At 65.8% G+C, this 23,153-nt stretch carries 20 protein-coding genes; 6 read left to right on the top strand and 14 right to left on the bottom strand.

Annotated features, from left to right (window positions below):
• The first annotated feature begins 144 nt into the window (after window positions 1-144).
• Entirely contained in the window at window positions 145-2,097 is a 1,953-nt protein-coding gene (locus C3B78_RS10460) for a M13 family metallopeptidase (RefSeq protein WP_104998010.1), read from the top strand.
• Window positions 2,098-2,184: 87 nt separating this feature from the next.
• On the opposite strand, the gene C3B78_RS10465 is transcribed toward C3B78_RS10460, so the two are convergent.
• The 5 genes from C3B78_RS10465 to C3B78_RS10485 all read right to left on the bottom strand — a co-directional run bounded on the left by C3B78_RS10465 (window position 2,185) and on the right by C3B78_RS10485 (window position 7,681).
• On the bottom strand, window positions 2,185-3,633 hold the full coding sequence (locus C3B78_RS10465; protein ID WP_104998011.1) for an LCP family protein: 1,449 nt from the start codon (window positions 3,631-3,633) through the stop codon (window positions 2,185-2,187).
• A 218-nt stretch (window positions 3,634-3,851) separates the two neighbouring features.
• Window positions 3,852-4,811, bottom strand: coding sequence for a GTPase Era (gene era / locus C3B78_RS10470; protein WP_104998012.1), 960 nt, complete (start codon window positions 4,809-4,811; stop codon window positions 3,852-3,854).
• On the bottom strand, window positions 4,795-6,126 hold the full coding sequence (locus C3B78_RS10475) for a hemolysin family protein (RefSeq protein WP_104998013.1): 1,332 nt from the start codon (window positions 6,124-6,126) through the stop codon (window positions 4,795-4,797). Before C3B78_RS10475 ends, era begins: the two co-directional genes overlap by 17 nt.
• Window positions 6,123-6,596, bottom strand: coding sequence for an rRNA maturation RNase YbeY (gene ybeY / locus C3B78_RS10480; protein ID WP_104998014.1), 474 nt, complete (start codon window positions 6,594-6,596; stop codon window positions 6,123-6,125). Before ybeY ends, C3B78_RS10475 begins: the two co-directional genes overlap by 4 nt.
• A complete protein-coding gene (locus C3B78_RS10485; protein ID WP_104999743.1) occupies window positions 6,593-7,681 on the bottom strand; it encodes a PhoH family protein in 1,089 nt (362 codons plus the stop codon). The genes ybeY and C3B78_RS10485 overlap by 4 nt, the downstream gene beginning before the upstream one ends.
• Window positions 7,682-8,038: 357 nt before the next feature.
• Here C3B78_RS10485 and C3B78_RS10490 point away from each other — a divergent pair, with 357 nt between their 5' ends.
• Complete coding sequence (locus C3B78_RS10490) at window positions 8,039-8,986, top strand: GerMN domain-containing protein (protein ID WP_104999744.1); 948 nt, start codon at window positions 8,039-8,041, stop codon at window positions 8,984-8,986.
• Window positions 8,987-9,014: 28 nt separating this feature from the next.
• On the opposite strand, the gene C3B78_RS10495 is transcribed toward C3B78_RS10490, so the two are convergent.
• The 3 genes from C3B78_RS10495 to hrcA form a co-directional block, all read right to left on the bottom strand.
• The gene (locus C3B78_RS10495) at window positions 9,015-9,809 is read right to left on the bottom strand and encodes a 16S rRNA (uracil(1498)-N(3))-methyltransferase (protein ID WP_104998015.1); all 795 of its coding nucleotides are present in this window, start codon (window positions 9,807-9,809) and stop codon (window positions 9,015-9,017) included.
• Window positions 9,810-9,811: 2 nt separating this feature from the next.
• A complete protein-coding gene (dnaJ, locus tag C3B78_RS10500) occupies window positions 9,812-10,939 on the bottom strand; it encodes a molecular chaperone DnaJ (protein WP_104998016.1) in 1,128 nt (375 codons plus the stop codon).
• 78 nt (window positions 10,940-11,017) lie between these two features.
• Window positions 11,018-12,031: a heat-inducible transcriptional repressor HrcA gene (hrcA, locus tag C3B78_RS10505; protein WP_104998017.1), complete on the bottom strand. Its 1,014-nt coding sequence runs from the start codon at window positions 12,029-12,031 to the stop codon at window positions 11,018-11,020.
• Window positions 12,032-12,207: 176 nt separating this feature from the next.
• Between hrcA and C3B78_RS10510 the strand changes: the two genes are divergently transcribed.
• Together C3B78_RS10510 and C3B78_RS10515 are read left to right on the top strand one after the other, a co-directional pair.
• Complete coding sequence (locus C3B78_RS10510) at window positions 12,208-13,062, top strand: DUF3097 domain-containing protein (RefSeq protein ID WP_104998018.1); 855 nt, start codon at window positions 12,208-12,210, stop codon at window positions 13,060-13,062.
• A gap of 150 nt (window positions 13,063-13,212) precedes the next feature.
• Window positions 13,213-13,635, top strand: a complete 423-nt coding sequence (locus C3B78_RS10515) for a DUF4870 domain-containing protein (RefSeq protein WP_104998019.1) — start codon at window positions 13,213-13,215, stop codon at window positions 13,633-13,635.
• Between the two features lie 83 nt (window positions 13,636-13,718).
• On the opposite strand, the gene hemW is transcribed toward C3B78_RS10515, so the two are convergent.
• Window positions 13,719-14,948, bottom strand: a complete 1,230-nt coding sequence (hemW, locus tag C3B78_RS10520; RefSeq protein WP_104998020.1) for a radical SAM family heme chaperone HemW — start codon at window positions 14,946-14,948, stop codon at window positions 13,719-13,721.
• A 36-nt stretch (window positions 14,949-14,984) separates the two neighbouring features.
• Complete coding sequence (gene lepA / locus C3B78_RS10525; RefSeq protein ID WP_199775233.1) at window positions 14,985-16,838, bottom strand: translation elongation factor 4; 1,854 nt, start codon at window positions 16,836-16,838, stop codon at window positions 14,985-14,987.
• 187 nt (window positions 16,839-17,025) lie between these two features.
• Here lepA and C3B78_RS10530 point away from each other — a divergent pair, with 187 nt between their 5' ends.
• Both C3B78_RS10530 and rpsT read left to right on the top strand, forming a co-directional pair.
• Window positions 17,026-17,556 carry a type II toxin-antitoxin system PemK/MazF family toxin gene (locus C3B78_RS10530; protein WP_104998022.1) on the top strand — a complete coding sequence of 177 codons (531 nt, stop codon included), beginning with the start codon at window positions 17,026-17,028 and terminating at the stop codon, window positions 17,554-17,556.
• A gap of 169 nt (window positions 17,557-17,725) precedes the next feature.
• Window positions 17,726-17,986 carry a 30S ribosomal protein S20 gene (rpsT, locus tag C3B78_RS10535; protein WP_056739236.1) on the top strand — a complete coding sequence of 87 codons (261 nt, stop codon included), beginning with the start codon at window positions 17,726-17,728 and terminating at the stop codon, window positions 17,984-17,986.
• Window positions 17,987-18,110: 124 nt separating this feature from the next.
• On the opposite strand, the gene holA is transcribed toward rpsT, so the two are convergent.
• From holA to C3B78_RS10555, 4 genes are all read right to left on the bottom strand, one after another.
• Window positions 18,111-19,127 (bottom strand): DNA polymerase III subunit delta, encoded by a 1,017-nt coding sequence (holA, locus tag C3B78_RS10540; RefSeq protein WP_104998023.1) that lies wholly within the window; start codon window positions 19,125-19,127, stop codon window positions 18,111-18,113.
• Window positions 19,061-20,968 carry a ComEC/Rec2 family competence protein gene (locus C3B78_RS10545; RefSeq protein WP_234005374.1) on the bottom strand — a complete coding sequence of 636 codons (1,908 nt, stop codon included), beginning with the start codon at window positions 20,966-20,968 and terminating at the stop codon, window positions 19,061-19,063. The genes holA and C3B78_RS10545 overlap by 67 nt, the downstream gene beginning before the upstream one ends.
• 218 nt (window positions 20,969-21,186) lie before the next feature.
• Window positions 21,187-22,086 (bottom strand): ComEA family DNA-binding protein, encoded by a 900-nt coding sequence (locus tag C3B78_RS10550; protein ID WP_104998025.1) that lies wholly within the window; start codon window positions 22,084-22,086, stop codon window positions 21,187-21,189.
• Between the two features lie 49 nt (window positions 22,087-22,135).
• Entirely contained in the window at window positions 22,136-23,134 is a 999-nt protein-coding gene (locus C3B78_RS10555) for a DegV family protein (RefSeq protein WP_104998026.1), read from the bottom strand.
• Window positions 23,135-23,153: the final 19 nt, after the last annotated feature.

Raw genomic sequence — 23,153 nt, forward strand, 5'->3', positions numbered from 1 at the left:
GCAGCTAAGAAGAAGGAGCTCTGCACGCACCTTTTGAGGGTAACACGCGTGCGTAAGATGAAAGGGCACTACCGTCCGTAAAGTCCACCATGCAGACGCCGCCGGGTTATCGACCGGGCGTGGCCCTTCATCAAAGGAGTTTCAGTGCCCATATCGGGGATCGACCTGTCCACCATCGACCACACCGTCCGGCCGCAGGATGACCTGTACCAGCACGTCAACGGTGCCTGGCTGAAGGCCGCGGAAATCCCTGACGACCGTCCGCTTGAAGGAGCCTTCACGGCGCTCCGGGACGGTTCAGAGATCGCTGTCCGGGAAATCATTGAAGAGGCAGCGGCCAAGGGTGAAGCCGCCAGCGGAATCGAGCGGAAGATCGGGGACCTCTACAACAGCTTCATGGACGAGGCCGTTGTTGAAGCGAAGGGCATCGAACCTATCCGGCAGAGGTTGGCGGCCGTGTTCGCCACAACCTCCGTGGCTGAGCTCGTGTCCCTGGCAGGGCGGCTCTTCCGGGCCGATGTTGGCGGGCTCTTCTATATCTACCCGGCCCCTGACGCGGGCAACCCCGACCGGATTCTGCTGTACACCGGGCAGGGCGGACTCGGCCTCCCCGACGAGTCGTACTACCGGGAAGAAAAGTTCGCACCGATGGTTACGGCGTACACAGCCCATGTGAAGACCATGCTTGAGCTGGCCGGGGTTGCGGACGCCGGTGCCGCCGCCGGGCGGGTGGTGGAGCTGGAGACCAAGCTCGCGTCCCACCACTGGGACAATGTCACGCTGAGGGACCCGCAAAAGACATACAACCTGAAGACCGCGGATGAAGCGTCCGCGCTGTTCCCGCTGCTCACCACATGGTTTGAAGCCGCCGGCATCGACGAGGCCAAACGCCAGGAAGTTGTGATGAGCACCCCGCCGTTCTTCGATGGCGCCGCGGCGCTCCTCGAGTCCGAGCCGCTGGCCCACTGGCAGGAATGGCTCGCCCTGCGGGTGGTAAGTGCCGCGGCCCCCTACCTTTCGTCGTCGTTCGTCGATGCCAATTTCGCCTTCTACGGAACCACGCTCAGCGGCACCCCGCGGAACAAGAACCGCTGGAAGCGCGGTGTCGCCGTCGTCGAAGCGGCGCTTGGCGAAGCTGTGGGACAGATCTACGTGGCCCGGCACTTCCCGGAGACCCACAAGGCCCGCATGCAGGCGCTCGTTGCCAACCTGATTGAGGCCTACCGGCAGAGCATCACGGCCGTGGGCTGGATGGGAGAGGCCACGAAGGCGGAAGCGCTGCGGAAACTGGAGGGGTTCCGGGCGAAAATAGGCTACCCGGAGGAATGGATTGATTACTCCGCCGTGGAGATCGACCCGGCTGACCTGCTGGGCAATGTGGAACGTGCACATAATGCCGACGTCGACCGGCACCTTGATGAGGTGGGCAAGCCGGTGGACCGCAACAAGTGGCTCATGACCCCGCAAACGGTCAACGCGTACTACCACCCGATGATGAACGAAATAGTGTTTCCGGCAGCGATCCTGCAGCCCCCGTTCTTCACAGCCGATGCTGACGACGCGGTGAACTACGGCGGCATCGGGGCTGTCATCGGGCACGAGATCGGCCATGGTTTTGATGACCAGGGTTCCCAGTTCGACGGCGGCGGGGCGCTGCGGAACTGGTGGACGGACGAGGACCGGCAGGCTTTCGAAAAGCTCACCGCCAAACTCGTGGCCCAATTCGATGCCCTGTCACCCTCCGCGGCGCCAGGACACAACGTCAACGGCCGGCTCACGCTTGGCGAAAACATTGGCGACCTGGCAGGACTGGCGATCGCGTACAAGGCCTACCGGATCGGCCTTGACGGCAAGGAACCGGATGTCCTTGACGGCCTGACCGGGGACCAGCGCTTCTTCGCCTCGTGGGCCGCCGGCTGGCGGCAGGTCATTCGGCAGGAGGAGGCCATCCGCCGCCTCGCGACGGACCCGCACTCCCCCAACGAGTTCCGCACCAATGCCATTGCCAGGAACCTCGACGCTTTCCACGAGTCATTCGAGGTTTCCGAACAGGACGGCATGTGGATGCCTCCCGCGGAACGCGTCAGTATCTGGTAATGGAGAGGGAACAGCGGGGCACGCCTTCCGGCGGGCCCCGCTGTTCCTTGTCAGTGACTGGTCCGCTGCACTGGCTGGTCGGGTCGGCTAGCGCTCGACGATGAGCATCGGATTGGCCTGCTGGCAGGATGCATCCTTGGCCGTCTGATTTACGATGTCTTCGGGCAATACCGCAGCCCCGTAGGTGGTGCCGGAGGTGAAGTCGGTACCGAGGTACACCTGGACCCCTGCGATGTTCGGGGCAGGGATCATTTGTTCGGCGGGAATACCCAGCATTGCTGCAACGTCCGCTGCCACATCCGCGAAGTCCAGGCCGTAGTAGACCACTGACTGCGCCACCGCCGTCGCCTCGAACTGACCGGCCTGCGCGAATCCGCCGGAAACCAGGGCCTGCACTATTTCCTGGGCACGGCCCGGGACGCCGCTGCCGTTGGCCACCGTGACAGGCTGCAGGGCTTTGTCGTAGGGCGGGAGCGCAGGTGCGGTTTCCGTGGGGGCCGGGGACGGGGGTGCTGACGTCTCCGTTGGCGCGGGCGACGGAGCGGTTGGATCGGTAAGGTCGACGTCCTGCCGCATTGCGGAGAAGAGCTGGGAACCAGCAGGCTCGGCAATCTGGAGCCTGTTCGGATCCAGCACCGCGGGAGCGGTGGGCACAGCCACGAACGCCACCTTGCTGACATCGATGTCCTTGAGCCGGGACCCTATGGTGAGCAGGCTGGGCACCGAGGCCAGTCCTTCATCGACGGTCAGGTTCTGGGTTACCACGTCGGCGATCTTCAGCATCTTCCCGGGATCCGCGAGCGTACCATCGTCCTTGATCTTGCGGGTCAGGGACGACAGGAACCCTTGCTGGGCCTTGATCCGGCCGAGGTCGCCGCCGTCGGCAAAGGCATGCCGGGTGCGCAGGAACGCGAGGGCCATTTCACCCTGGACAGCCGAGGTGCCGGCCGGCAGCCGCAGGCGTGAGTCAGGATCGTATACGGCGTCGCTGATGCACACCTCCACGCCCCCAACCGCATTCGACAGTTCCTTCACCGCATTGAAGTCAGCCATCATGAAGTGGTCCACCTCGAGGCCAGTGAGCTTGTTGACCGTGTCCACGGCGCAGCCAATGCCTGCTTCGGCCATGGCTTCATTGATCATCACACCGCTGCGGGCCGGATAGACCTTGTTGGTTTTCGGGTCCTTGCACTCCGGGATGTCAACCAGCAGGTCCCGCGGGAAGCTGATGACGCTGACGCGCTTGTTGTCCTCGGAGATGTCCATCAGCATCATGACATCCGACTTGCCGTATCCGTTGGAGTCATCGGCGGTGCCGTACTCGGAGTTCTTACCGTCACGGGTGTCCGAACCGAGAATGAGTATCTGCATTCGTCCGGTGGCATCGCTCACGGATTCGGTGCTGCCGCCGCCTGCATTCAAGGGCGCCTTGGAAATATTGCCCTGCAGGCGCAGGAACCAGAAACCGGCGAAGGCGAGTCCGCCCACAATAGCCACTGACAGGAGGGCCGTGACCACCTTCAGCCAGACCGGCATCCCGCTTGTCGGCCCCAGATGGCGGGCTGCGCCGACGATACCATCGTCCGCATGGCGGGATACGGGTACAGTCCCGGCGGGACCGTCAAATCCATTGTCGCGTCTGTCGCGGCCTAGCCCCACGTGGTGAACCTTCCTCTAAAAACCAAATCCGGTCCATTTTAGTGGCCAAGACTGGGAAAACGCCCGGCGGCCTCCGCCGGCGCAGCTGAAGCGGCTCAGAAGCCCAGCTTCACCAGCTGTTTCGGGTCCCGCTGCCAGTCCTTCGCCACCTTCACGTGAAGGTCGAGATAGACCCGCGTGCCCAGGAGCGCCTCGATGCCCTTGCGGGCATTAGTGCCCACTTCACGCAGCCGGCTGCCGCCCTTGCCGATGATGATCGCCTTCTGCGAGGGACGCTCAACGTACAGATTGACCCGCACGTCCAGCAACGGGCTGTCTTCGGGCCGGTCTTCGCGGGGCACGATTTCCTCCACCACCACAGCGAGCGAGTGGGGCAGTTCATCACGGACACCTTCCAGCGCCGCCTCCCGGATCAGTTCCGCGACCATGACCGCCTCGGGCTCGTCCGTCAGTTCACCGTCAGGGTAAAGCGGGGGCGATGGCGGCATGTGGCTGATCAGGACGTCAGCCACGGTGCCCACCTGGAAGCCGTCGGTGGCAGATACGGGAACCATGTCCTTCCAGCCATCCTCCCCCATCACTTCCCTGCCAAGGGCTGCGACAGCCAGGAGCTGTTCCGTCAGGGCCTGGCGGTCCACGAGGTCGGCTTTGGTAACGATGGCGATCACGGGCTTGCGGCCAACCGCGGCGAGCTGGGCGGCAATGAACTTGTCCCCGGGACCGATCTTTTCGTTGGCGGGCAGGCAGAACCCAATCGCATCAACTTCGGCGAGGGTGTCCGCCACGAGATCGTTGAGGCGCTTGCCAAGGAGCGTGCGGGGTCGGTGGAGTCCTGGCGTATCCACGAGGATGAGTTGGGCATCCTCGCGGTGAACGATGCCGCGGATGGTGTGGCGGGTAGTCTGCGGTTTGGCGGACGTAATGGCCACTTTCTTGCCCACCAGCGCGTTCGTCAACGTGGACTTGCCTGCGTTGGGCCGCCCCACCAGGATCGAAAATCCTGCGCGGAAACCGCCGAAATCGTCCTGGCCCTCGGCCTTATTTTTCTTGCTCACGTGAAACTCCCTGCTGGGTTGCTTCCGCCTCGTCGAAGAGATCTTCAAGGTCAGTGTCTTCTTTTGCCAACGGTGCCGCAATAATGTGGCTGACGCGGTTTCGGCGGCCTTCAAGCCGGTCGGCCCGCAGGGACACCCCGTGTACTTTCACGGAGCTCCCCACAATGGGAACGCGGCCCAGGGCCTTGGCGAGCAGGCCGCCGACGGTGTCCACTTCGTCATCGTCAAGCTCAATGCCGAAGAGCTCGCCAAGGTCGTCGATGCCCATGCGCGCGCTGACCCGGTATGAACCGTCACCCAGCTCCACGGCCTCCGCGCTTTCGGTGTCGTACTCGTCCACGATTTCGCCCACGATTTCCTCGATAAGGTCCTCGAGGGTGACCAGGCCTGCCGTTCCGCCGTATTCGTCGATCACGATGGCCACGTGCGTGGACTCTTTCTGCAGCTCACGGAGCAGGTCGCTGACGGGTTTCGACTCCGGTACGTACCGAACGTCGCGGGCGAGCGACTCCACCAGCGGCGGTTCCTCATTGGGCGCCAGCTCATGGATGACGGCGGCGACATCCTTTAGGTAGATGATGCCCAGGATTTGGTCGGTACTGTCGCCGATGACCGGAATCCTGGAATAGCCGGAGCGAAGGAAAAGGGACATGGCCTGGCGCAGGCTCGACCCCGCCTCGATGGTGAGGATGTCGGTCCGGGGCACCATGACGGCGCGGACAAGGGTGTCACCGAAGTCGAAGACGGACTGGATCATCTCAGCCTCCGTGTCCTCGATCATGTCCGATTCGCTGGCGCGCTCCACGAGCTCACGGAATTCCTGCTCGCTGAAGAACGCCTCGTCACCACCTGGGGCTCCGGGCGCCGCCGTGCTTCCAAGCCTCACCAGCCAGCCAGGGATGGGCCCCAGCACCCAGGTGAGGAAACGGATCATTGGAGCGGTGAAGCGGACAACAGCGGCTGCGTGGAGCCGGCCGAGCTGCCGCGGGGAGACACCAACAATGACGAAGCCCAGCAGCGCCATAATCCCGGTGGCCGCGACGCCCGCAAGCCATACGTTGCTGAGCAGGCTGTAGAGCAGGACGGACACGGCGACGGCGGATGCCATTTCGAACCAGATGCGCCAGAACCGCAGGGCGCGGATGTGCGCCACCGGCTGGCCGAGGATGCGACGCAGGGCGGTGCCGCGGCTCTTGACCAGGGCTTCTTCGGCGTCATGGCGCGGGATGAAGTTGAACGCGGCCTCCGCCGCGGTCAGCACCGCCGCAACGGCCAGGAAAACCAGGGCCATTGCCGCGAGGAGCAGGGGCGTCACTGGGTGGTCTCGGCAGGCGCTTCTTTGCCCGTGAAGCCGGACAGCAGCTCACGCTGGAGCCCGAACATCTCGGCTTTTTCCTCGGGTTCGGCGTGGTCGTATCCCAGCAGATGCAGGATGCCGTGGGTGGTCAGCAGCAACATCTCGTCCTGGAGGGGGTGGCCGGCGTTTTTGGCCTGCACCCGGGCCACCTGCGGGCAGATGGCAATGTCGCCCAGCATTCCCTGGGGCGTGGGCCGGCCGGGCGTACCCGGGGTCAGCTCGTCCATGGGCACGGACAAAACATCCGTGGAACCTGGCTCGTCCATCAGCTCAATGTGAAGCTTCTCCATAGCCGGCTCGTCCACCAGGAGGATGGACAGTTCAGCCTGCGGATGGATGTAGAGCTGTTCGAAGATATATCGGGACAACGCCACGAGTTCAGCTTCGTCCACCTGGACACCGGACTCGTTGTTGACCTCGATGCTCATGAGCGTTCTCCCCGCTTGCCGGCGCCGGCCGAATGCTTCACCCGGCTGCGCTGCGCCTCATCCCAGATGCTGTAGGCATTGACAATATCCCCCACCAGGCGGTGCCGCACGACGTCCGCGGCGTCCAGCACCGAGAAGCTGACGCCTTCGATGCCTTGCAGGATCTCCTCGACGATGCGGAGCCCGGAGCGGGTGCCGAAGGGCAGGTCAACCTGGGTGACGTCGCCGGTGACAACCATCTTGGAGCCGAAGCCCAGCCGGGTCAGGAACATCTTCATCTGCTCGGGCGTGGTGTTCTGCGCCTCGTCAAGGATGATGAAGGCGTCATTGAGCGTGCGTCCGCGCATGTAGGCCAGCGGAGCCACTTCGATGGTGCCCGCTGCCATCAGCCGGGGGATGGACTCCGGGTCCATCATGTCGTGCAGGGCGTCGTAGAGCGGGCGCAGGTAGGGATCGATCTTGTCGCTCAGGGTTCCAGGCAGGAATCCCAGCCGCTCCCCTGCTTCAACTGCAGGGCGCGTCAGGATGATCCGGCTGACCTCTTTCTGCTGAAGCGCCTGCACTGCCTTTGCCATGGCCAGGTAAGTTTTCCCTGTTCCGGCCGGACCGATGCCGAAGATCACGGTGTTGTCGTCAATGGCGTCGACGTAGGTCTTCTGGTTCAGCGTCTTGGGGCGGATTGTCCTCCCCCGGCTGGAAAGGATGTCGTGGGTCAGAACATCCACGGGGTTCTGCAGTGACTGGGTCCGCAGGAGCGCCACGAGCTGCTGAAGGACAGCCGGACTGATGACCGTGCCGCGGGCCACCAGGCCGCGGACCTCGTCGAGGAGCCGCATGATGCGGGGCACGTCGCTGGCAGGACCAGTGATGGAGAGTTCATTTCCGCGGACATGGAAATTGACGTGCGGGAACTGTTCCTCGATGAAGCGCAGCGCCTCATCGTGGCTGCCCAGGGACTGGACCATTTGGTCGGAGTTGTCGAAAAGGACAACCTCGGTACGGCTGCCGGGCAGGGAATGGGGAAATTCCCCCGCAGCGCCTTCGCCTGTGTTGAGCCGGCGCTTTCCATTCGCTGATTCAGTCATGGTGACGGCCCGCAGGCCCGTGTTCCCCTCAAAGTCCGAAATAATGTCCACCGCAGGGCCGGCCACCGCATCCGGCGCGCCTTGCCCAAGCGGTCCCTCCATCTTACGCCAGTACGGCGGCAACACCGGATGGGGCAAGCAGCCACGGACCGGCCCAAGGTGATCCTTTGGCGCGGGAGGGTGCGTCATTAGGTATCAACTTCATATCGGCCTCATATCGTTCCCGTTGCAGTTGGCCCCGGGGACCACGGCAGGGCCGTTCTGCCCCCAGCCCTGTGCCATGCTGGAAATCAAGCTTCATTGCTGGAATACCGCCGCCCGGAAGCGGCCCATTCGCGAAAGGACAGGCAACCGAACGTGCCGGAATCTGCTGCGCCCCTGAGGGCAGGACGACGCCGGGGCCGTGCGCGCCCTGCGGTCCTCGCGGTGGTCCTGGCAGTGGGCCCGCTCCTGGCTGGGTGCCTGGCCGAGCCGAATCCTGCACCCACCGGCCTCCTGAACTCCGGACCTGCCGCCACCGGCACCGCGCCATCCACCAGCGCCCCGCTTGAAACCACGCAGTCCTCCAACAAGGCGCCGGTGTACTGGATTGGCCGCACCGGCAGCAACGTATTCCTCTACCGGGAGTTCCGGGACGTGCCGGAGCAGGAAAACCCCGTGACGCGTGCCCTCCGGGCGATGATGAAGGATAAGCCGCTTGACCCGGACTTCTTCACCCCCTGGCAGAATCCCAGCAAGCTGGCCACCTCGATTTCCGGCAAAGACGTTATTACGGTGGACGTGTCCGAGGACGCGTTCAACAGCAACCTCGACGCCGACATGGCGGCCCGTGCCGTCCAGCAGCTTGTCTATACGGCCACGGCCGCTGCGGCCAGCTCCGGACTCATCGATTCCGGGCAGCAGATCCGGGTGCGGATCCTGGTGGATGGGCACACGGACTACGTTGCTTTCGACCACGTCCAGCTGGGTGACCTTATGACGAGGGGCGCGGGCATGGTGGCGCCCGTCTGGATCATCGATCCGCAGGAAAATGTGGAAATTGCCGACGGAAGCGTGAAGATCACTGGCCGCAGCACCCTGGCCGGCAGCAAGCTGCGCTGGCAGATCCAGCGGGCGGAGCAGGATGGCAGCAAGGCACCGTTCCTCACCGGTGAAACAACAGCGTCCGCCCAGCCCGGTCAGGGAGGGGTCTTTACGCTGGCCCTCACGCTGCCTGCCGGCGACTACGAGTTGCGCGTGGCCCAGGCCGGCGCGGACGGGCAGCCGGACCAGAACGAGGACTCGCGGGCTTTCAAAGTCCGCTAGCCTGCACCCTGCAGCGTTAGCGCCCTGCTCAACCCGCAGGTTCGGCACTATGCGCCGCCCAGCGGCCCAGGACGTCGCTGGCAAGCACGACGGCGGCGGGGCCGGCGGTGGATGAGCGCAGCACATGGTGCCCCAGCAGGGCCGTGACGGCACCTTTGCCGCACAGCCGGGTTACTTCCCGAGGACTGATTCCGCCTTCCGGCCCAACGATCAGGAGGACTTCGCGGGGCTCCGTTGAGGTTCCGCCGCGCTGCCATGCTTCCAGCACGGTCCGCAAGGGGCGAACCGCGTCTTCATGCAGGATCACGGCAAGCCCTGCAGCCTCCACGAGGGCGGCCAGCGCGGCGGTGTCGACGGCGGGCCGCACCTCGGGAACCCACGCGCGGCGCGCCTGCTTCGCTGCTGCCGTGACCACGGACTGCCATTTGGCGTGGGCTTTCGCGGCCCGGTCGCCTTTCCACCGGACGATGGACCGTTCGGACTGCCAGGGTATGACGGCGTCAATCCCGAGTTCAGTTGCCGTCTCGATGGCAAGTTCGTCGCGGTCGCCCTTCGCCAGTGCCTGTACCAGCACCAGCCTGGTCCCCGGTTGCGGCTCAACAGCAAGGGAAGCACACTCAACACCCAGCCCGGAGGAGGAGGCCGCAACCACCTTTCCGCTCATACGGGTCCCGGCGCCGTCCACGATGTCAACGGACTCGCCGGGGGCAAGCCGCTTCACTGTGACGGCGTGCCGCGCCTCCGGCCCATCCAGGACAAAGACGTCTCCCGCCACCAGTTGGTCAAGGGAACCGGGAGGGGTGAAAAAGACCGGATTGCTCACCGCTACAGGTTACCGAGCCGGTCCCGGAGCTTGGCGAACATGCCCCCGCTGGCTGCAAGCTTGCCCTCAGTGATCTGCTCGCCGCGCATCTTGGCAAGCTGACGCAGGAGGTCCTCCTGCGCGGCGTCGAGCTTGGCTGGAGTCTCGACTTGGAGGTGCACTTTCAGGTCGCCGCGCCCGTACCCGCGAAGGTGGGTCACGCCAAGTCCGCGAAGTGTGATGATCTCGCCGGACTGGGTGCCGGGCTTGACGTCGATTTCCTGCGGTCCGTCGAACGTTTCCAGGCTCACCTCGGTGCCCAGTGCGGCAGCGGTCATGGGAATGTGCAGGGTTGCGTGGAGGTCGTCGTTATCACGGACATAGGTGGCGTCGTTGTTCACGCGGATCTCGACGTAGAGGTCGCCGGCAGGGCCGCCGGCCGGACCTGCTTCGCCCTGGCCGGAGAGCTGGATGCGGGTTCCGGTGGCTACGCCGGCGGGAACCTTGATGGTCAGCGAACGGCGGCTGCGGACGCGTCCCTGGCCGCTGCATTCATTGCAGGGGTCCTTGATGACGGTGCCGAAGCCCTCGCAGGTACCGCACGGGGCGGCGGTCATGACCTGTCCCAGGATGGAGCGCACGGCCCGCTGGACCTGGCCGCTGCCGCCGCAGATGTCGCAGCGTTCCGGATGGGTTCCCGGCCGGCAGCAGGAACCTTCGCAGGTGGGGCACGTGACGGCCGTGTCCACTTCGAGTTTCTTGTTGACGCCGAAGACAGCGTCGCGGAGTTCGATGCGGACACTGATGAGCGCGTCCTGGCCGCGCCTGACGCGGGAAGCCGGGCCGGTTGTTCCGCCGGCGCCGAAGAACGTGTCGAAAATGTCCTGGAACGCGAATCCCTGGCCCGCGTAGCCGCCTCCGCCGAAGCCGTTGTCCGTGCCGTTCTCGTTGCCGGTGGTGTCGTAGACACGGCGCTTCTGCGGGTCCGACAGAACCTCGTAGGCGTGGGTCACGGCCTTGAAGCGGTCCGACGCGTCTTCACCGGGGTTGACGTCCGGGTGAAGGGTGCGCGCCAGTTTGCGGTAGGCCTTCTTGATCTCTTCTCCCGTGGCCTCCGGTGAGACTCCAAGGACGTCGTAGTGGCTGCTCAAAGTTTGTATCTCTTCCTTGTTGTACTGCCTGCAGTTGGACTGCGGAAAATGCTCTGCATGCCCGGGGACGGGAAAACGTCAGGGTCCCAGGATCCGCGAAAGGTAGCGGGCAACGGCCCTGACTGCGGCCATGGTGGTGGGATAATCCATCCTGGTTGGTCCCAGGACACCAATTTTCGCAACGTGGTCCGGTCCGTACCCTGTGGCAACGACGGAGGCCTCGGCCAGGCCGTCGTAGGGATTCTCGCGGCCGATGCTGACGGCCACCCCGCGATGGTCCTGCGCCATTTCGCTTAGCAGGCGCAGCATGACCACCTGTTCCTCAAGCGCTTCCAGGACCGGTCCGATGCTGAGCGGAAAGTCCACGTTGGACCGCGCAAGGTTGGCGGTGCCCGCCATGACCATGCGGTCCTCCCGGCTGCTCTGGGCCAGGCCCTCGAGGCCGACGGCGAGGGCCTGGGCCGCCTGCCCTTGCCCCGGGCCGGCGGTGGCCACCACTGCCGGCAGGGACTGCGCGAGCTGGCTCAGCGGAGTGCCGGCAAGGGAGCCAAGGAACCGTGCCCTCAGGGTGGCGAGGGCGTCGTCCCCCAGGTCCTGGCCGACGTCGATAACGCGCTGTTCCACTTTGCCGCTGTTCGCGATCAGCACCACCAGCACCTTACGCGGTGCGAGGAGGACGAACTCGATATGGCGGACCAGTGCCCGGCTCAGGTGCGGATACTGGACCACGGCAACCTGGTTGGTCAGCTGCGACAACAGGCGGACCGTGCGGTCAAGGACGTCGTCCAGGTCGTCAGACCCTTCCAGCAGCGACTGGATGGCCCTGCGCTCAGCCTGGGACAGGGGTTTGACGGCCGAGATCTGGTCCACGAAGAGCCGGTAACCCTTGTCAGTGGGGATACGCCCGGCGCTGGTGTGCGGAGCGGTGATCAGGCCCTCTTCCTCCAGGGCGGCCATATCGTTCCTGATCGTTGCGCTGGACACACCGAGATGGTGCCGCTCCACCAGGGCCTTGGAACCCACGGGTTCCCGGGAATGGACGTAGTCCTCCACGATTGCACGCAGCACTTCAAGTTTGCGTGGCTCGCTCATACTCCACCTCCATCCAGGGTTCGGGCGGACGCGCCGCCCGCGCTGTGCCACCTCAAGGGTTAGCACTCGACATGCCTCAGTGCTAACAGTCTATTATGACTCCCGCCGTTGCTAGCATTGGTACCGCTCCGGGCGAAAATCCGGACCTGTGACCGAACGCTAGGCGGAGTGAAACCATGCAGTACCAGAACTGGGGCCCACGCGACTTGTCCGCTCCCGCAAAAACTGAACTGCCCGAGGTTCCCGTTGAACGGGGAATGGTGCTTGAGGATGTCCAGTCCGGCTGGGTGGGCGCCGTGACCCGGGTGGAAAAATCCGGCGGCATGCACGTGGTCGCCCTGGAGGACAGGCGCGGAAAGTCCCGGTCCTTCCGGCTTGGTTTCGGGTTCCTCCTCGAAGGCCAGGCCATTAAGCTCCTGCCCCCGGCCCCGCGGCAGGCCGCCGGTGCCGTTGCCGGACCCGGCCGGACCGCCTCCGGGTCCGTCCGGGTGGCCGGCCACCGGGCACAGGTGGCCAAGGCCAGCCGCATCTGGGTGGAAGGAAAGCACGACGCCGAACTGGTGGAAAAGGTCTGGGGAGACGACCTGCGCGTGGAAGGCATCGTCGTCGAACCCCTGCACGGCATTGATGACCTGGCGGCGGCAGTTGCAGAGTTCAGGCCGGGACCGGGCAGGCGCCTGGGCGTCCTGGTGGACCACCTGGTGCCGGATTCCAAGGAATCCCGCATTGCGGACGCCGTCATGGCCTCGCCGGGTGCTGCGGGGAACGTCCTGATTGTGGGCCACCCTTACGTGGACGTGTGGCAGGCCATCCGGCCCGCCGTCCTGGGCATTGAGCAGTGGCCGGTAGTGCCGCGCGGGCAGGACTGGAAGACCGGGATCCTCGCAGCGTTCGGCTGGCCCCATGCCACAAAGGAAGACATCGGGCTTGGCTGGCAGAAACTGCTCGGCGCCGTCCGCTCGTACGCGGACCTGGAAGCTTCCCTGCTGGGCAGGGTCGAGGAAGTCATCGACTTCCTCACCGTGCCCTGAAGGACGGCTCTGCCCCGGCGTAAGCATTCCGGGCCGGATATGGGGCCGGTACCAAGTATTCTTGGTATTGCGGATCCTGCAACATTGCAGGCCCGGCACACCCAATAAGCTTTCTTAGCCGGCACCATTGCACTTCAGAAGGAACAGACTGTGGCAGAAAACGCACGCGATCACAGGGACAGCCCGGGCGGCCAGGGCCGTTCGGAGTACCACGGCGTTCCCGCGAATGCGCTGCCCCTGACGGCCAGCGAAGACCGGCAATGGGCCACCATGGCGCACTTCGGGGGCATCCTGGGCTGCGTTCCGTCGCTGCTGATCTACCTGATCTTCCGGGACCGCGGCCCCTTCACGGCGCAGGAATCCAAGGAAGCCCTGAACTTCAGCCTCCCGCCCACCATTGCTGCCCTGGTGGCGAACATCCTGGTGGTCTTCGTCCCCGTGATCGGCAACGTCTTCGCCGTTATTGCCACCCTCATCTGGATTGCGCTCACCTGCTTTTCGGTGGCGGCCGGCATCCATGTCAACCGTGGCCAGCCGCACCGCTATCAGTACAACCTGCGCTGGATCAAGTAACCGTCACGAACAACACGGGGTCACTTCCGTCCCAATCCGGCAAGGATATCGGGCGGGAAGTGGCCCCGCGTTGCTTGGTGCGGTCAGGCCGGCAGGACCCGGCGGACCACCGCGTCTGCCAGCAGCCTGCCTTTGAGGGTGAGGACCAGCCTGCCCCTGAAAGCGGCAGCAGGATCCACCAGGCCGTCCGCGATCAGCCCGGCAACCTCATGCCGTCCTTCCGGGCCCAGCGACGACACTTCGAGGCCGGACTGGAGGCGGGCCTCGAGCATCACACGCTCGACGCCCCGGGTCTCCTGGTCCAGGGTTTCCCTGCCGGCCGCCGGTGACACACCCTGCGCGAGGCGTCCGGCGTAGGCCGTGGGGTGTTTGACGTTCCACCACCGCACGCCGCCCACATGCGAGTGGGCGCCGGGCCCGATCCCCCACCAGTCGTCACCGCGCCAGTAAGCGAGGTTGTGGCGGCACGCCTGCTCCGGCGTGCGGGCCCAGTTGCTGACCTCGTACCAGCCCAGGCCTGCTTTGGTGATGAGGTCGTCGGCGAGCTCGTACTTGTCGGCGTGGTCGTCGTCGTCGATCCCTGGAACTTCGCCACGGCGGATCTGGGCGGCGAGCTTGGTGCCCTCCTCGATGATCAGCGCGTAGGCGCTGATGTGGTCCGGCTGATACGACAGCGCCGTCTCCAGGGAGTACCGCCAGTCGTCCAGGGACTCCCCCGGCGTGCCGTAGATGAGGTCCAGGCTCACAGCCAGTCCGGCGTCCCGGGCCCACTGCACAACCTGCGGGACACGGCTGGGGGTGTGGGTCCGGTCAAGCACTTTGAGGACGTGCGGCACTGCAGACTGCATGCCGAAGGAGACTCGGGTGAAGCCGGCTTCCTTCAGGATGGCAAGTGATTCAGGTGTGACGGAGTCCGGGTTCGCCTCCGTGGTGACCTCGGCGCCGTCCTCGATTCCCCACTCTCCTATGGCGCGCCGCAGGATCAGGGCGAGGTCCCCGGCGGGAAGCAGGGTTGGTGTGCCGCCGCCAAAAAACACCGTGCTGAGCGGGCGCGCAGGAAGCCCTGATTCCGCCAGAACCTTGGCTGCCAGGGACACTTCGGAGGCGGCGGTTGCGGCATAGGCGTCCTGCGAGGCGCCGCCGCCGAGCTCCGTGGCGGTATAGGTGTTGAAGTCGCAATAGCCGCAGCGGACGGCGCAGAACGGAATGTGGACGTAAAGTCCGAACGCCCGGCCCGCAGCACCGTCGGCTGCCTGCGAAGGCAGGAGACCGTCCGACGGCGCCGGGTCGCCGAGGGGAAGAGTGCTAGGCATTGCAGGGGCCTCCGGTGGCGCCGGCCGCTGTGACCACTACTTCTTGGCCTTGTCCTTGGACTCATCCGTGGTGAGCGCGGCGATAAAGGCTTCCTGGGGGACCTCAACGCGTCCCACCATCTTCATGCGCTTCTTGCCTTCCTTCTGCTTCTCGAGCAGTTTGCGCTTACGGGAGATGTCACCGCCGTAGCACTTGGCCAGGACGTCCTTGCGGATGGCGCGGATGCTTTCCCGGGCGATGATCCTGGAGCCGATGGCCGCCTGGATGGGCACCTCGAACTGCTGGCGCGGAATGAGTTCGCGCAGCTTGGTGGTCATCATCACGCCGTAGGCGTAGGCCTTGTCGCGGTGCGTGATGGCGGAGAAGGCATCCACCTGTTCGCCCTGGAGCATGATGTCCACCTTGACGAGGTCCGCCACCTGGTCGCCGTCTGCCTTCCAGTCGAGCGAGCCGTAGCCGCGGGTCTTGGACTTGAGGATGTCGAAGAAGTCGAACACAATCTCGGCGAGCGGCAGGCGGTACCGGATTTCCACCCTGTCCTCGGACAGGTAATCCATTCCTCCCATGACGCCGCGGCGGCTCTGGCACAGCTCCATGATGGCACCGACGAATTCGTTCGGCGCCAGGATGGTGGCCGCCACCATCGGCTCGCGGACCTCGGAGATCTTGCCGGACGGGTATTCGCTGGGGTTGGTCACGTGGACCACCTTCTTGTCCTCCAGCGTCACCTCGTATTCCACATTGGGGGCCGTGGAAATCAGGTCCAGGTTGTATTCGCGTTCGAGCCGCTCGCGGGTGATTTCCAGGTGGAGCAGGCCCAGGAAGCCCACCCGGAACCCGAAACCCAGCGCAGCGGAGGTCTCCGGCTCGTAAACCAGGGCGGCATCGTTGAGCATCAGCTTTTCCAGTGCATCGCGCAGCACCGGGTAGTCCGTCCCGTCCAGCGGGTACAGGCCGGAGAAGACCATCGGCTTGGCATCGGCGTAGCCGGGCAGGGATTCAGCAGCCGGCTTGGCGAGGTTGGTGACGGTATCGCCGACCTTGGACAGCCGGACATCCTTTACCCCGGTGATGAGATATCCCACCTCGCCGACGCCGAGGCCCTTCGAGGGCGTCGGCTCCGGGGAGCTCACGCCAATCTCAAGGAGTTCGTGCGTGGCACGCGTTGACATCATCTGGATGCGTTCGCGGGGGTGCAGCATGCCATCCACCACGCGGACATACGTGACCACGCCGCGGTAGGTGTCGTAGACGGAGTCGAAAATCATTGCGCGGGCCGGGGCATTGGCATCACCTTGGGGAGCCGGCAGGTCGCGGACGATTTTGTCCAGCAGCGCTTCCACGCCCATGCCGGTCTTTCCCGATACCCGCAGCACGTCCTCCGGTTCGCCGCCGATCAGGCTGGCAAGTTCAGCCGCGTACTTCTCAGGCTGCGCCGCCGGAAGGTCGATCTTGTTCAGGACCGGGATGATGGTCAGGTTGTTTTCCATCGCCAGGTAAAGGTTGGCAAGGGTCTGCGCCTCGATGCCCTGTGCCGCATCCACCAGGAGGATTGCTCCCTCGCAGGCCGCCAGGGAACGGGAGACCTCGTAGGTGAAGTCAACGTGTCCGGGGGTGTCGATCATGTTCAGCGCGTAGCTGACGCCATCCAGCTCCCAGGGCATGCGGACGGCCTGGGACTTGATGGTGATGCCACGCTCGCGTTCGATGTCCATCCGGTCCAGGTACTGGGCCTTCATGTCGCGGGACTGGACCACTCCGGTGAACTGCAGCATCCGGTCGGCCAGGGTGGATTTACCGTGGTCAATGTGCGCGATGATGCAGAAATTCCGAATAATGGCCGGATCTGTCGCGGCGGGCACCGGGGCGGTGCGGGCCATGGGAGACACGCAGGGTCCTTACTGTTGGCATTCACTGACGGCTTTGCGCAACCAGGCAGGGCGCGCCGAGGGCACGCTGCGGCCCGACCGCACATTTTCAACCTCCAGTGTCCCACGTCAGGGACCGCGCCGCCGCATCCTGAGCGGAGCTCCTGCCTTCACCCTCCTGCGCCGGGCGCGGCTATAGGCTTGCTGAATGGTTCTCAATCTCCGCTCACTGCAGGATGCCGTCAGGACAGGCCTCCGGGCACTGCGTGACGCCGCCAGGACTTCCGCTGCGCCTGGCCCCGGCTCCTCCCGCGGCCGCGCGGCGCCCGCGGCTGGCGACGTCTATCCAGGGGACTTCCAGGGCCGGTTCAGCGTCCGCTACGCACCGAGGCCCGATGGTGAACCGGATCCGGGTGAGGTGGTATGGGCGTGGGTGCCCTACGAAGAGGACCACAGCCGGGGCAAAGACCGCCCAGTGCTTCTAGTTGGACGCAGCGGCAGCTACCTGCTGGGGGTAATGCTCACCAGCAGGGACCGCGTCCCCGAAGCTGCCACCTCACAGGACTATGTCGACCTGGGCGCCGGCGCCTGGGACCGGCAGGGCAGGGCCAGCGAAGCCCGGCTGGACCGGATCGTGCAGCTTCGGCCGGACGGCATCCGGCGGGAGGGTGCTGTCCTGGACCGTGCGCGCTTCGATACCGTGGCGGCCGGACTGCGCAGGCGACACGGCTGGACGTAAACCCGGAAATGGCCAGCCCTGCCGCTGACCTGCTATTCTTTGTAGCTGTGTGTCCGTGCAGGTCGACGGCCACTGATGGTTGGCCGCCATAGGTATCCCCACGCCGCTCAGTCAATGGCCAATCTGAAAGCCCTCTAGACCATTTCCGCATTAAAAAGAGAGTTCACACGTGGCGAATATCAAGTCCCAGAAGAAGCGCATCCTCACCAACGAGAAGGCACGCCTGCGCAACAACGCAGTCAAGTCGGAGCTGAAGACGGCCATCCGCGCCGTCAACACCGCCGTTGAGTCCACGGACAAGGATGCAGCTGCTGCTGCCCTGGTTACTGCCAGCCGCAAGCTGGACAAGGCTGTCAGCAAGGGTGTTCTGCACAAGAACAACGCAGCGAACCGCAAGTCGGCGATCTCCAAGAAGGTCAACGCACTGTAAGGTTTCCAGTTCAACCGAACTGATGGTTGTGGCCGGTCCCGCTCGGGGACCGGCCACACATCTTTAAGCCGCAGACATACGGCCCCGGGGCCGGTGGATGGACCCCAAGACAAGGCAGGAACAGTCAGCGGCCCTGGACGGACATGGCGATCACCGTGACCGCATGCTCCACTGCATACACGGGATCCCGGGAAAGGCCCTTGACCTGCGCATCCGCCTCGGCCGTGGCCTGGATGGACCGGACCAGACCGTCCGGGGTCCACCGGCGGACGTCGCGCTGCGCCTGCTCCACCAGCCAGGGCTGCATGCCCAGTTCCGCGGCGATCTGGGCAGAGGAACCCGACGCCCCGGCAACGCGCGCCACGGTCCGGAGTTTTGCGGCCAGCGCGGCAACAAGCGGAACGGGGTCCGCTCCGGTGGCGAGGGCATGGCGGAGGGTGGACAGGGCCAAAGGAGCGTTGCCGGCCATTGCCGCGTCCGCCACCTTGAAGGCCGTCGCTTCGATGCGCCCACCGTAGTAGCGGTCCACGATGTCTGACGTCACGGTGGTCCCGGCATCGGCGATCAGCTGGCTGCACGCCGCCGCAAGTTCCGAAAGGTTTGCGCCGACAGCGTTGACCAGGGCCTGCACCGCCTCCTGCTCAATACGGCGGCCGCCGGCCTTGAACTCGGCCGTCACGAAAGCCACTTTGTCTGCGTCCTTCTTGAGGGGCTGGCAGTCAACTACGGGCCAGCCGCCCTTCTTGACGGCGTCCAGGAGTTTCTTCCCCCGGACTCCCCCGCCGTGCCGGAGGACCAGGACAGCGTCGGGTTCCGTGTGTTCTACATACCGAAGCGCGTCAGCAAGGAAGGCGTCATTCATGGCTTCGACGGCTTCGACCTCGATGAGCTTACTTTCACCGAAGAGCGACGGGCTGACCTGCATCAGCAGGGTGCCCGGCTCATAGGCAGCCGCATTGATGCGGCTGACCTCCACGTCCGGAGCCGCCGCCCGGACCTGGGCACGGATGCGGTCCATTGCCCTGATGCCCAGGTACTCCTCCGGGCCGCTGACCAGCACCACGGCAGCGGGCGTCACATCCCGCCAGGCGGCTGCATTCGATGCCGGGGAACGGGTTGCTCGCTTCTGCGCAGCGGCCATCGTGGGTTCCTTCCGGAAAGTCTTGTGGAGTATTCCAGCCTGCCACGTCCGGCCGCCCGGTCCAAGCCGGCTGGCGACAGTGGCACCATGGGCCGGCTGGAACCGGGCACTGACCTGAGGCCAGGGCGGCACACTGCACTGCCTTGTCCCGATTCAAGGGCTTCGATCAGGGCTACAACGCGCCGATGGGACGCCAGGACGCATTCGGCGACCCGGCGGGGACGGGACGCCGCCCACAGCGTTCCAAACGTGACGGCTGACAGGAAGAGCATGGTGAGCAGGCCGGCGACGCCCTCCGGCCAAGGAAGTGATGCACCCGGGAGCTGTGAGGTGAACCTTGCCGTAGCTGCAATGCCGGCGCTAAAGGTGCCAGCCACGGCGATCAGGGCTGTGGCGGGCCAGGGCGCCGGAATTACCAGGGGCACGGCTGCCGTCCCCAGAAGTATCACCGGAGCCACCAGGGGTGAAGCAATGACATTTGCCAGCAGCGAGTACGTTGCGAACTGCGGTTGCAGCAGCACTGTCACTGGCCCGCACATTAATTGCGCCGACAATGGGACTGCGACCCCGGCGGCCGCCCAACGCGGAATGGACACCGGCGTCCAGTCGATGATGCGGCGCCCAAGGATAATGATCCCCAGGGTGGCCAGGACGGACAGCAGGAACCCGAAGCTCGACCCCAGCCCCGGGTCGATCAGCAGCAGCGCGATTACGGCCACGCACAGGAAGCTCAGCCCGCGGCCGGACCGCCCGCCTGCCAGCGAGATCAGTCCAACAGCCCCCATCAGCGCCGCCCGCAGCACGCTGGCATCGGGGCCCACGAGCACCACGAACAGGCCCAGTCCGGTCCCGGCCAGCACAGCAGCCGGCACGCGTCGCAGGCGGAAGCTCCGGCAGGCCAGCAGCAATGCACCGAGGACGAGGCTGCAGTTGGCCCCGCTGACAGCTGTCAGGTGCGTCATGCCTACTCGTTTCATGGCGCTGTCCAGGCCCTCATCCAGCACGCTCGTGTCTCCCGTGACCATGCCGGGAAGCAGGCCCGCTGGATCGGGGGCGAGGAAAGAGGCTGCGGCAACAAACCGTTCCCGCAGTTCTTTGGCGGATCCCTGCAGTAGCGGCGATTCGGTGGGCCGCCCGGGCGGGGATGAAGCAGTGAGGATGCCTGCTTCCTCCCTGCCCGGGTCAGGAGGGCGAAGCTTTCCCGCGGTGCGGACCAGCTGGCCCGGCACAAGGGTTCCCCAGTCCCGGCCGCCCATAACAATAAGGTGGGCACGCGTCCTGAGAAGGACGCCGCCGGTGCTGATGTCCCGCGTCCAGACGGGCACCGACCAACGCTCGGTCGGTCCGGCCTGGCCGCGTACCGCCAGTGCGCGCGGGGCGCCTGCCACTTCGACCACGGCTACCACCGATTTTCCGGACGCAACCGCCCCCGCGAGCGGACCTTCAGACCTCTGGCTGGAAGCGACGGCCGAGTGCGCTGCCGCGGCGGCAGCCAGGAAGAGTGCTACCGCGCTGGTGGCCAGGAAGCTGCGCCGAACGGGAGTAGGCGCGACTCCCGGTGCCCGTCGGTCGCAGGGCCGGGCGGCGCGGAACAGCAGGAGCAGCCCCAGGGCCACCGCTCCGCAACACACCACTGCCAGGGCTGCGGGCGCCAGCCACAGCCCAGCGACGGACGCAGCCCACACCGTGGCTGCCGGCAGGGTGAGGCGAACGTCGGTGCGGCGGCGCGGGGCCTCAGCGGGAGTGCGGGGGGTCGTCGCTGCACCGCCCTTCACTGCCCGCTGCCAGGCGCCCTCCAGGATCCGGCTCCAATGCTCCAGGACACGGTGCCGGAAGGGCATTGCAGCCCCCGGCGACGGGGGCCGGCAAGGAGCACCGCCGGAGCGGACCGCCGGATTTTCACGGGTCCCGGGAAGGCGGGCGCCTGCGTGACGGACGCCCGCAGTGCCGGGTGAAGTAGACGGGCCTTGCACAGCGGACTCCACGTAACGGCTCCAGGGACTCGTTTGGGAGGTCTTCCTGCCACTACCCATCGGGATCACGGCTCAACCGGGCCTTCTCATACCGTCACCAGCGGCAGCAATGCTTCAAGCATCTTGGGTCCCACGCCGTCCACGGCATCCAACTCCTCGACGTTCTTGAAAGCCCCATGCTCCTTGCGCCAGTCCACGATCCGCCGGGCAAGGACGGGGCCCACTTTCGGCAGGGCATCCAACTCCTCCACCCCCGCCGTGTTGAGGTTGATTTTTCCTTCGGCCGCCGTTGCACTGCTGCCGCCATCCTGGCCTGCGCCATCCCGCCCGGCCGCAGGGACCGCCTCCCCTTCCCGCGGAACATGGATCTTCTGGCCGTCCTCCACGGCGAGGGCAAGGTTAAGGCGGTTCAGGTCAGCGCCCGGCGCCCCACCTCCTGCAGCTGCGACGGCCTCGTGCACCCGGCTTCCGGCAGGCAGTTGAACCACGCCCGGCCTTGCCACCGCCCCGGCTACATGGACCACCACCGATCCGGAGGATTCATCGCCGGTGGCGTCCGTGGCAGCTTCAGGACCACCTCCGCTCTCCCGGTCCCCTGCAGGGGCGCCTTCCGCCACCGGGCTGCCAGGGCTGATGCCGCTGAGGGGCAGGGTCTCCGGACGGCCTGATCCCGTCTGCCACCAGAACCATGCCCCCGCCGCAACAGAAAGGATGCCCAGCAGCAGAGCGAGGCGCGGCCCCAGCCGCCACCGGAGCGCCGGCCCCACCGCAGTGGTGGCGGCAGGATCCAAGTCCTGCCGGGAACCGGCGGGCGGGGAATGCGGGGAGGCGCCCGGCGGGTCCCCGGCCGGTCCCCGGTACTCAAAGGGCTCGGGCCCGTGACCGTTCAGGAGCAGGCCGGCGGGTGGCTGCCCGAGGGCGGCCCGCAGGCGTTTACTGGCATGGCGCGCCGAACCACCTGCTTCTCCAGCGTCCCGGCGTGACATAGCTCCACGCTAGGGAAACGTCCGGGCGCGGCAACAGGTCAGGCATGCGTTATGTGGAAAGGCCTGCCGAACGGCTGTCCGTTTCCGTCCGCGCTTCCCCCACGATCACGGCCAGGACCCCCAGGCCGGCGTGGGCTGCGAGGACAGCGGGAAGCGGGCTGGTCTGGGCCGGCGGGCAGCCCGGCAAGGCCAAGGCCAGGCGCGCGGCCAGGTTTTTCGCTTCGTCGGCGTTCCCAAAGTGGTGAACGGCGAGGCTGACGGCCGAAGCCGGACGGCCGGAAGCATCGGCAACAACGATCTCCTCGAGCCGCGCAACAGCCCTGGCAGCAGACCGCACCTTCTCAAGCGGCACAATCCTGCCGCCATCAACCGCCAGGATCGGCTTGATGGCCAGCATGGTCCCCAACAGAGAAGCGGCTGCACCAATCCGGCCCCCGCGGCGCAGCTGCTCCAGGCTCGGAACATAGAAATACACCTTCGTCCGCCCCGCCTGGCCAGTCGCGGCAGCGGCAACGGCCGAAGCGTCACCGCCGTCGGCCGCCGCTGCCACTGCCGCCTGGACGGACATGCCCAGAGCCATGCCGACGGTCCGGGAGTCCACAACCTCCACCGGGATGTCCACTCTGGCCGCAGCCAGCCTGGCCGCATCCGCCGTCCCGGACAGGTCGCCGGAGATATGGACAGAGACCACCGCCTCGAAGCCCTTGTGCCGGGCAGCACGGTAGGCCTGCTCGAACTGGCCGGGCGAGGGCCGGGAGGTCTTGACGGAGGTCCCGCTGGCCAACGCCAGGGCAATTTTTTCGGAGATCTCGTCTTCGCCCTCGCCATAGATCTCTTCCCCCACCATCACGGGCATGGCAATGACGGTCAGGACTCCAGTGCCTTTGAGCTCCGACACCCACTCCGGCGGCAAGGCAGCGGCGGAATCCGTGACCACGGCAGTACGCACGACGGCGTTAGGCCGGGTTCCAGCACCGTCACGCCTGGCGCGCATTCCCGCCAGGCGTGCGCGGATCCATGGCCAGGCTGCGGCGTCGCGGTCGGGCAAAGGGGCCTCCTGGGGTCAC

The organism is Arthrobacter sp. PGP41, assembly GCF_002953935.1.
In the GTDB taxonomy this organism is placed as follows: domain Bacteria; phylum Actinomycetota; class Actinomycetes; order Actinomycetales; family Micrococcaceae; genus Arthrobacter.

What these genes read in the sequence shown, in the direction of transcription:
- C3B78_RS10550 (WP_104998025.1), bottom strand. Translation starts at nt 22,086, where the DNA reads ATGTCACGCCGGGACGCTGGAGAAGCAGGTGGTTCGGCGCGCCATGCC.
- C3B78_RS10545 (WP_234005374.1), bottom strand. Translation starts at nt 20,968, where the DNA reads ATGCCCTTCCGGCACCGTGTCCTGGAGCATTGGAGCCGGATCCTGGAG.
- holA (WP_104998023.1), bottom strand. Translation starts at nt 19,127, where the DNA reads ATGGCCGCTGCGCAGAAGCGAGCAACCCGTTCCCCGGCATCGAATGCA.
- C3B78_RS10465 (WP_104998011.1), bottom strand. Translation starts at nt 3,633, where the DNA reads ATGCCGGTCTGGCTGAAGGTGGTCACGGCCCTCCTGTCAGTGGCTATT.
- C3B78_RS10530 (WP_104998022.1), top strand. Translation starts at nt 17,026, where the DNA reads ATGGTTCTCAATCTCCGCTCACTGCAGGATGCCGTCAGGACAGGCCTC.
- C3B78_RS10485 (WP_104999743.1), bottom strand. Translation starts at nt 7,681, where the DNA reads ATGACTGAATCAGCGAATGGAAAGCGCCGGCTCAACACAGGCGAAGGC.
- hrcA (WP_104998017.1), bottom strand. Translation starts at nt 12,031, where the DNA reads ATGAGCGAGCCACGCAAACTTGAAGTGCTGCGTGCAATCGTGGAGGAC.
- C3B78_RS10510 (WP_104998018.1), top strand. Translation starts at nt 12,208, where the DNA reads ATGCAGTACCAGAACTGGGGCCCACGCGACTTGTCCGCTCCCGCAAAA.
- ybeY (WP_104998014.1), bottom strand. Translation starts at nt 6,596, where the DNA reads ATGAGCATCGAGGTCAACAACGAGTCCGGTGTCCAGGTGGACGAAGCT.
- hemW (WP_104998020.1), bottom strand. Translation starts at nt 14,948, where the DNA reads ATGCCTAGCACTCTTCCCCTCGGCGACCCGGCGCCGTCGGACGGTCTC.